Origin of the sequence: Corynebacterium sp. EPI-003-04-2554_SCH2473622, assembly GCF_001665955.1 — a bacterium.
GTDB lineage: Bacteria > Actinomycetota > Actinomycetes > Mycobacteriales > Mycobacteriaceae > Corynebacterium > Corynebacterium pseudodiphtheriticum.
In genome coordinates, this window is record NZ_LZMN01000059.1 from 1 (window position 1) to 7,371 (window position 7,371).

The following is a 7,371-nucleotide window of genomic DNA, read 5'->3' on the forward strand; positions in this document are numbered from 1 at the left end:
GGCGGCACGGTCGTCGAAGGCACAAGCTCCAAGCAGGGGGAGGAGCCAGCCGACGAAGACGATGTTCGCCAGCATGATCGGCACTAGCGTCCATAGATAAGACGGTTGCGAAAGTGCGGCCAGATTGAGATTGCCGACTAACACGGTGTGCACGTCGAAGTGCACGTTCGAGAAATTCAAGCTTAGCAGCACGATCCCGACGGCGAACATGGAGGGAAAAACCAACCCCAGTGCGCCGCCTTCTGCGATTAACCCGGTGTCAGCTAACCACCTCGTGCCCAAAGCCACCAGAAACGCCGCGGCTCCCGCGAATAAAACGAGTAACGGGGACTGCACTGATCCGGAAATCAGCGCGCCCACCACGATTCCTGGGAGCACGGCGTGCCCCATGCCGTCGAGAAGCATTGCATCCTTGTTTGCCACCACGATCACCCCAGGAATCGCGCAGGTAATAGCGGTAACGACGGCCAAAATACTGACGGTGACGACGAAACTCATTGGGAAAACACCAATCCGCGCTTAGGAGCGAAAACCAAGGACATGAGGGCGAAGCAGGCCTGCACAACGGCGATAAGTGGGCCGGTAGGGATCGAGCCAATGACCACGGCCAAGTAGACCCCGATTAAGCAACTAGCAGCACCGATCACAGCGGCAAGGACCGTGACGACGCCGAGCTGATTAGACCATTGCCGTGCGGCCACGCAGGGTGCGATGATGAACGAGACCATCAAGATCACGCCGACGACTTTGATGCCGTTGACGACCACTAATGCGAAAGCGGTCATGGCGACGATGTGCAGCAGGCGGGTGTGTACCCCGGAGGTTGCGGCGAAGGTTGGGTCGAAAAGCCAGCATTTCAGCGTGGGGAAGTACCAGATGAGTCCGCTGAGAATAACCAGGCTGAGTACGACGGAAATCCGTAAATCTGCGATGGTTACCGAGCTAGCATTACCCAACAGATAGTCTTGAATTCCGCCTTTGCCGGGCAGTGGCTGCTTGGTGATGATGAACAACCCCAGCATGCCTAAGGCAAAAGACACGCTGAGTGAGATGGCCATGCCGGTATCGACCGACAACGGCGTGTGGTGAAACAACCAGTGGGACAGGCCGACGGCTAGTAATGCGGTCAGCAACGCACCAGCCGCTAAAAACAGCGGGTTGCGCGTCGGCAAGTTGAGGTACGCGGCGATAAGAAACGCGAAGGTAATTCCCGGTAAACTGGCGTGGGAAATCACGTCGGAAATCAGTGCTTGCTTGCGGAAATACACCACGGGGGACAATGCACCGGCTGCAACGCCGATGACCATGGTGCCGAGCACCGCCATGAGATACGTGTGGGTGGTCAGCAATTCCCATGGTGTGATCATGACACCGACCTGCGATCGCGCGTGAGGTTCGCGGAGAAGTTGCCCGGCAGATTATAAGCGTCGCTGATGGCGGTGTCGGTGAGAGTTTTGTGCGTTGGTCCGTTAGCGGATACCTTGCCGTTGGCTAACAACGTCACGTGGTCGCAGTATTCGGCGACTTCTGCCAGGTTGTGGTGAACCATGATGATGGTGGTCCCTGACTGGTGTAGTTCGCGGAGGATGTCGACGATTGTTTCTTGGCTAAATGCGTCGATGCCCTGGAAAGGTTCATCAAGGACCAGCAGCTCCGGGCTGTTGACGAGCGTGCGGGCTAATAGTGCGCGTTGCCTCTGCCCACCGGAGAGTGCGCCAATCGCTGCGCCGGAATATTTCTGCAAGCCGACGGCGGCAACGGCCTGGCGCGCAGCTTTTTTATCTGCCGAATTTGGCCAAGGCCACCACGAGCGTTTGCTAGCAGTACGCCCCATCAAGGCCACGTCCAGGACAGTGGCCGGAAAGTCCCAGTCCACCTGTTGACTTTGCGGCATATAGCCGAGATCCGTCCGGATGGCACGCAGCGGCTTGCCAAAAAATTCCACCTGTGCCTGCCCCCGGGTCGCTTTGGGCAATAACCCCAGGCAGGCTTGCAACAACGTGGACTTGCCGCTCCCGTTTGCGCCGACGATGCCGGCGAAACTACCGCGCGGAATTTTGACATCCAGCTCATCCAAGATGACGCCGGTGCCGTAATTGACTGTCAGGCCACGTACCGACAATGCAGTGGTGGTAGTGGGGGCGGGTGCAAGCATGGCGGTCTCCTGGACGGTGGTTGAAACCTTGATTTTCTTGATTACTGGGGCCGGTGGGCACTGGGGCCGGTGGGCACTGTGACCGGTGGGTGCTGTGAATGCTGGGTGCATAGCCCGGAGTTGCTGGTTCGGTCTACTTCAGTGCGGCAGCGATGGCTTCGAAGTTGTGGCGGAATGCGCCAAGGTACGTATCAACTGGGGCTTCGGCTCCGAGGCTATCGGCGAACAGTTTCTCATCAGAGATTTCGACATCCCATCCGCGCGCCGCGATGGCTTCGCTCAACGCGTTGATGGCCTGTGGGTTGACCTGGTTATCGTAGAAGATCATCGGAACCTTGGCTTCTGCGATCTTTTCGGCCAACTCATCGAGTTCACTGGCAGATTTCTCGGCTTCGGTGGACACGAAGTCGGTTGCTTCCACATCTAGGTCGTAGGTATCGCCGAGGTAGTTGAAGGCATCGTGGCCGGTGACCAACAGACGAGAGGACAAATCGCTGAGCGCATCTTTGGCTTCTTGGTGCAACGTCGCGATTTCGTCGTTGTACTTCTCGGCGGCCTCGTGGTAACCCTCGCTGCCGTCTGGGTCGATTTCGGAGATATGGTCGGCGACGATATCGACGACTTCTTGCCACAGTTCCGGTGAGTTCCAAATGTGTGGGTCATATTCCGGTTCGCCTTCTTCCTCAGCTTCTGGCCAAGGCAGCAACTTGGATTCGTCGAGCTGATCACCAACGGCAACTTGCTTATCACCGAGGGCTTCTAGCTGCTTATCCATCTGGGCTTCGAGGTGCAGGCCGTTCCACAACACAACATCGGACTTTTGCATTGTGTCGATGTCTTGCGTGGTGGGCTGGTAGGTGTGTGGGTCGCCGCCAGGGCCAACCAGGGTGATCACCTCGGCATCTGGTGCGATGTGCTGGGCAGCGTCGGCAAGGTAGCCGGTAGTGGCGAAGATAGTCAGTTGTTCGTCTGCGCCGTTGCTGCCATTAGTGCCGCTGGCATTGGAATCGGAGTCATTGCTGCATGCAGCCAAGCCGCCTAGGCAGGCTAAGGCTGTGCCGATGGTGGCGGCGGTGCGGATGGATTTGCGTGTCATGCTTGCCTTTCGTGGATGAATCTTATTTTATGAAAGTATGCTTAAAAAAGTTCAGCAATATGGATAATTGAAATCCTAGACACTGGTTTTTGAATCTTCAACTGAGCTTCTGTGCCTACCTGCCTTAACAGTGACGTGGCAGGTATTTGCCAGCTAGAATGGCCGCATGCATATTGGTGAGCTGCCGCAACGGACCCAGGAATATCTGAAATTGCTGTGGGGGATCTCAGAACGTTCCGGTGAATCCGGGGGCCAAGCATCGGTAAGCCTTTCCGAATTATCCCGTCGTGCGCAGCAAAAGAATTCCACTACTTCTGAGGCCATCAAACGCCTGCAGGCCCGTGGCCTGGTGGAACACGAACCTTATTCTGGGGTGAAGCTCACTGAACTGGGCGCACGGTTGGCACTTGTGATGATCCGCCGCCACCGCTTGATCGAAACGTTCCTGGTGGAAACCCTTGGTTATACTTGGGATGAAATTCATACCGACGCCGACCTGCTGGAACACGCAGCCTCAGACCGTTTTATCAACCGCATTGATGCGCTGTTGGATTTTCCAACTCGTGATCCGCATGGCGACCCGATTCCGTCTGCCGACGGTCAGGTGGAAGATCTTGGTGTGATGAGCCTAGCGGAGTGCGAGCCTGGATTACCGGTGGTCATCGAACAGGTTAATGATGAAGATCCTGAATTGCTGCGGTATTTGGCCGCGCATGACATCGCACCGGGTTCTCGAGTCCGGGTGACGAGTCCGTCGGTGGCAGGTTTGGTGCACGTGCAGGTGCTTTCGTCGACGACTGATGAACCGGCAGGCGATCCGGTGGCGTTGGCTGTGAAAGCGGCTGCAGATGTAAAAATTAGTGTGGATAACGATTCGCTTGCCGACGTGCACCCCACTGCCGAAGACTCTATTGCAGAGCCCATTGCAGAACGTCACTCTAATGAAAACTAGTACTGAATTGCCTCGCGAGAAGTGTTCTGACAAGGTGCGCCTGCGTATCGACCTGGCCTATGACGGCACAGATTTTCACGGTTGGGCCCGACAAAAACCACAAGACGGCCAAGAATTGCGCACTGTGCAAGGCGTTGTCGAAGATGCCTTGTCCTTGGTGCTGCGTGCGCCGTTACAACTGACGGTGGCAGGGCGTACAGATGCCGGGGTGCATTCGGCGGGCCAAGTGTGTCATGTCGACGTGCCCGTGGACGCTCTGCAACAGCGCTCAATTGATGGCCAGCCGTGCAAACTGGTGCGGCGCTTGTCGCGGCTGTTACCGGAGGATATTCGCATTAATGCGGTGGAGTTTGCACCCACAGGTTTTGATGCCCGGTTTTCTGCGTTGCGCCGTCATTATGAATATCGTGTGACTGCGCATCCGGGTGGGGTGCTGCCGACGCGGGCACGTGATACTGCGTTATGGGGTGCAACAGTTGACCTTGCTGCCATGCAGGATGCCGCAGATGCGCTGGTGGGTTTTCATGATTTCGCTGCGTTTTGTAAAGCGAAGCCACATGCCACCACGGTGCGGGATCTGCAAATTTTTCAGTGGGAAGATGTCTCTACTGCCACTGAGCCGGCGACGTATCTCGCGCACGTAGTTGCTGATGCGTTTTGCTGGTCAATGGTGCGCAGTCTCGTCGGCACGTGCCTGCAGGTGGGGTCCGGGAAACGTGATGTGGATTTCGCCGCGACGTTGTTGGGGCAGGATTCGCGTAGCTCGAAGATCCAGGTGGCGCCGGCAAATGGGCTGAGTTTGGTACGCGTGGATTATCCGGCCGACGCGGAACTGGCGGCGCGTGCTATTGAAACTAGGCAGCGCCGTGACTAGGCAGTGGCGCGAATCGTGATGTAGCATACTGGCGTCTGTATGAACTTTCGGGGAGGGGACGTTCTATGGCCGCGGGGGATAATAACGAGAATTTGCAGAGTCCTGGCCGTGCTCTGGCGAGTAACGATGGTGGGCAGAAGAAAAGCGGTGCGCCGCAGACCATGCTGCCGACGACGAAAGCGCAAGTTAGTGGGCATAAGTTTTTGCGTCGCCGGGTGGAACATGGGGTGGTTACTGGCGATATCCGGATGATTCATGATCCGCTGGCCACGCGTCGGCGAGCGTTGATTTTTGGCACTGTCGCCACGGTGCTCATCGGTGCTGGTGCTGGCGTGTTGGCGTGGTTGTCGCCGGAACCAGATCCGGGCGATGCTGTGATCGTGCGCAGTGAGCACGGGCAGCTCTACACGCTGCTGGATGGGCGTTATCATCCGACGACGAATCTGGCCTCGGCCCGGTTGCTGGCTGGCAGCCCCGAGGACCCGGTGGCGATCGGTGCAGATAACCTCGCGCAGCGCCCGCACGGCATCCCGGTGGGTATTGTCGATGCACCAAATAATTTGCCAACTGCTGATGATCTTGCCGACGCCGCAGCTGGCGGTAGTTTTGCAGGTCGTATGCCTGTATCCGGTTCTGATGCTTCTGATTCACCAGCTCCCAGCCCGTGGGCGGGGTGTATTGATTTTGCATCCGCTGCGTTGAGCGTGGTCGCCGATAATCCGGAAGAGGCATTCTTGCTGGATAAGGTCGACGACGATGCCGCCGCACTCGTCGAACATGATGGCGTACAGTGGCTGGTCAGCGCCGATGGGCGTGTAGAACTCCCGGATGGTGCAGATCAGTTTTCGCGTGCCGTGCGGCGCGGCCTAGGCGTGAACCACGACTCTGCCGTGTGGGAGGCGCCGCCGGAATTACTCGCGAATTGGACAGCAAAGCCAGCTTTTTCTGTGCCACCGGCTGAAGAACTTCCTGAGGTTTTAGAGGTAAAAGCCCCAGCCCCGGATGCCAATCAGTGGTGGGCGTTGCTTGAGGCTGGTGGCACCCCACAAGAATCACGCGGCATCACTCCGTTAAGCCAGCTAGAAGCGCAGATCTTGCAGGATATGGGTGCACAATCGCGCCGCACAGATTCCGCTGAGGTGCACCGTTACCCGGATGCGCAGCCAGCGGCTGTGAATTGGAATCTGCCTGAATTCAGGCCGGATTTGCTTGACGACGCTCACGGCCAAGTGTGTGCGGGTGGTAACGGAGAATTGGTGGTGCTGAATCACGATGCAGAACCTGATCCCGATGATCCCAGTGCACCTAGTGATCTCCGTGAGCTAGGTGCTCCCAGCGCCGAAGCCTCGGATCCGGTCCAGGTCAGCACGGTAGAAATTTCTGGCGCCGCGGCCGCGGATTATTTTGTCTCCACGCGAACCTTCAGCCATGGTGTTGCCAGCGAACACGGCTATCATGTGTTGACGCCTTCGGGTCGGATACATGATGTCGATGGTGCAGAAGCTATGCAGGCTGTGGGCGCGCCGGTGGTGCAGGATGAGCTGCTCGTGGAAGAAGTTTCTTGGGACTTGCTGCGTCTTTTGCCGGAAGGCCCGAGCCTGGATGAGCGGTCCGCACGGCAAGCTAGGGAATAACCTGGCTATCCTGGCCCCTGAAGCGGGAACCCTGCTGGCAGTTAAAACCCTGTTCGCGACTGAAACCCTGTGCGCAATGGAGATTCTGTGCACAGGGTTTTTCGTGAGTGGAGGCACCGACTACGTCTGCTCGTTTCTCCGCATGCGTGCCGAAATCCCGAAGGCCAGCAAGGTGACAACAAGCGCGCCGATAAGTACCACAACGGCCAGTGCCACCAGGCTTCGAGCTGTAACCAGGGTTTCATTACCCGGTGGACCGGCCACCACCATGCGCGGCTGCGCGACAGCAGCCTGGTCGTGCTCGGAGGGCGCACCAGCGTTCTGAGCACTGTCACCACCGGCACCACCGTCATCATCGTTACCAGCAGGTTCTACACCTGGGGCGGGGTGCGTGAGCACGCGCACCGGGTCGATAAAACCATGCTGTGGGTAGCTAGCAGTAACCAAAAGCTCCCGGATTTCTGCTGCACTGGCATGCGGATAGCGTTCCCGCAGCAAAGCCACGGTTCCGGTCACCACCGGGGCCGCGAAACTCGTGCCATGCAGCCCGGATGGTTGCCCATTACGGATGATCCCGGACGCCCAGGCCTGCGAATTTGGTGATAGTCCAACAGAAACTCGGCCCGGCGCGGAAAGTGCCACGTCGTTCGGGCCGCCGGA

At 57.8% G+C, this 7,371-nt stretch carries 8 protein-coding genes; 3 read left to right on the top strand and 5 right to left on the bottom strand.

The features are described 5' to 3' along the window. From A5774_RS07060 to A5774_RS07075, 4 genes are all read right to left on the bottom strand, one after another. On the bottom strand, positions 1-498 hold a 498-nt coding region (locus A5774_RS07060; RefSeq protein WP_197490266.1), incomplete at its 3' end, for a metal ABC transporter permease. After that, positions 495-1,367, bottom strand: coding sequence for a metal ABC transporter permease (locus tag A5774_RS07065; protein ID WP_082936144.1), 873 nt, complete (start codon positions 1,365-1,367; stop codon positions 495-497). The genes A5774_RS07060 and A5774_RS07065, both read right to left, overlap by 4 nt. Further along, positions 1,364-2,155: a metal ABC transporter ATP-binding protein gene (locus tag A5774_RS07070; RefSeq protein ID WP_027017523.1), complete on the bottom strand. Its 792-nt coding sequence runs from the start codon at positions 2,153-2,155 to the stop codon at positions 1,364-1,366. The genes A5774_RS07065 and A5774_RS07070 overlap by 4 nt, the downstream gene beginning before the upstream one ends. Before the next feature lie 133 nt (positions 2,156-2,288). Then, positions 2,289-3,251, bottom strand: coding sequence for a metal ABC transporter substrate-binding protein (locus A5774_RS07075; RefSeq protein WP_064834040.1), 963 nt, complete (start codon positions 3,249-3,251; stop codon positions 2,289-2,291). A gap of 166 nt (positions 3,252-3,417) precedes the next feature. Here A5774_RS07075 and A5774_RS07080 point away from each other — a divergent pair, with 166 nt between their 5' ends. The 3 genes from A5774_RS07080 (at position 3,418) to eccB (ending at position 6,711) form a co-directional block, all read left to right on the top strand. After that, on the top strand, positions 3,418-4,203 hold the full coding sequence (locus A5774_RS07080) for a metal-dependent transcriptional regulator (protein WP_018121617.1): 786 nt from the start codon (positions 3,418-3,420) through the stop codon (positions 4,201-4,203). Further along, positions 4,193-5,077: a tRNA pseudouridine(38-40) synthase TruA gene (truA, locus tag A5774_RS07085; protein ID WP_018121616.1), complete on the top strand. Its 885-nt coding sequence runs from the start codon at positions 4,193-4,195 to the stop codon at positions 5,075-5,077. Before A5774_RS07080 ends, truA begins: the two co-directional genes overlap by 11 nt. Before the next feature lie 65 nt (positions 5,078-5,142). Beyond that, positions 5,143-6,711 (top strand): type VII secretion protein EccB, encoded by a 1,569-nt coding sequence (gene eccB, locus A5774_RS07090; protein WP_064834042.1) that lies wholly within the window; start codon positions 5,143-5,145, stop codon positions 6,709-6,711. A gap of 120 nt (positions 6,712-6,831) precedes the next feature. On the opposite strand, the gene A5774_RS11525 is transcribed toward eccB, so the two are convergent. Next, positions 6,832-7,371 (bottom strand): S8 family serine peptidase (locus A5774_RS11525; RefSeq protein WP_197490267.1); only part of this gene is annotated, 540 nt, incomplete at its 5' end.

What these genes read in the sequence shown, in the direction of transcription:
- A5774_RS07065 (WP_082936144.1), bottom strand. Translation starts at nt 1,367, where the DNA reads ATGATCACACCATGGGAATTGCTGACCACCCACACGTATCTCATGGCG.
- A5774_RS07070 (WP_027017523.1), bottom strand. Translation starts at nt 2,155, where the DNA reads ATGCTTGCACCCGCCCCCACTACCACCACTGCATTGTCGGTACGTGGC.
- A5774_RS07075 (WP_064834040.1), bottom strand. Translation starts at nt 3,251, where the DNA reads ATGACACGCAAATCCATCCGCACCGCCGCCACCATCGGCACAGCCTTA.
- A5774_RS07080 (WP_018121617.1), top strand. Translation starts at nt 3,418, where the DNA reads ATGCATATTGGTGAGCTGCCGCAACGGACCCAGGAATATCTGAAATTG.
- truA (WP_018121616.1), top strand. Translation starts at nt 4,193, where the DNA reads ATGAAAACTAGTACTGAATTGCCTCGCGAGAAGTGTTCTGACAAGGTG.
- eccB (WP_064834042.1), top strand. Translation starts at nt 5,143, where the DNA reads ATGGCCGCGGGGGATAATAACGAGAATTTGCAGAGTCCTGGCCGTGCT.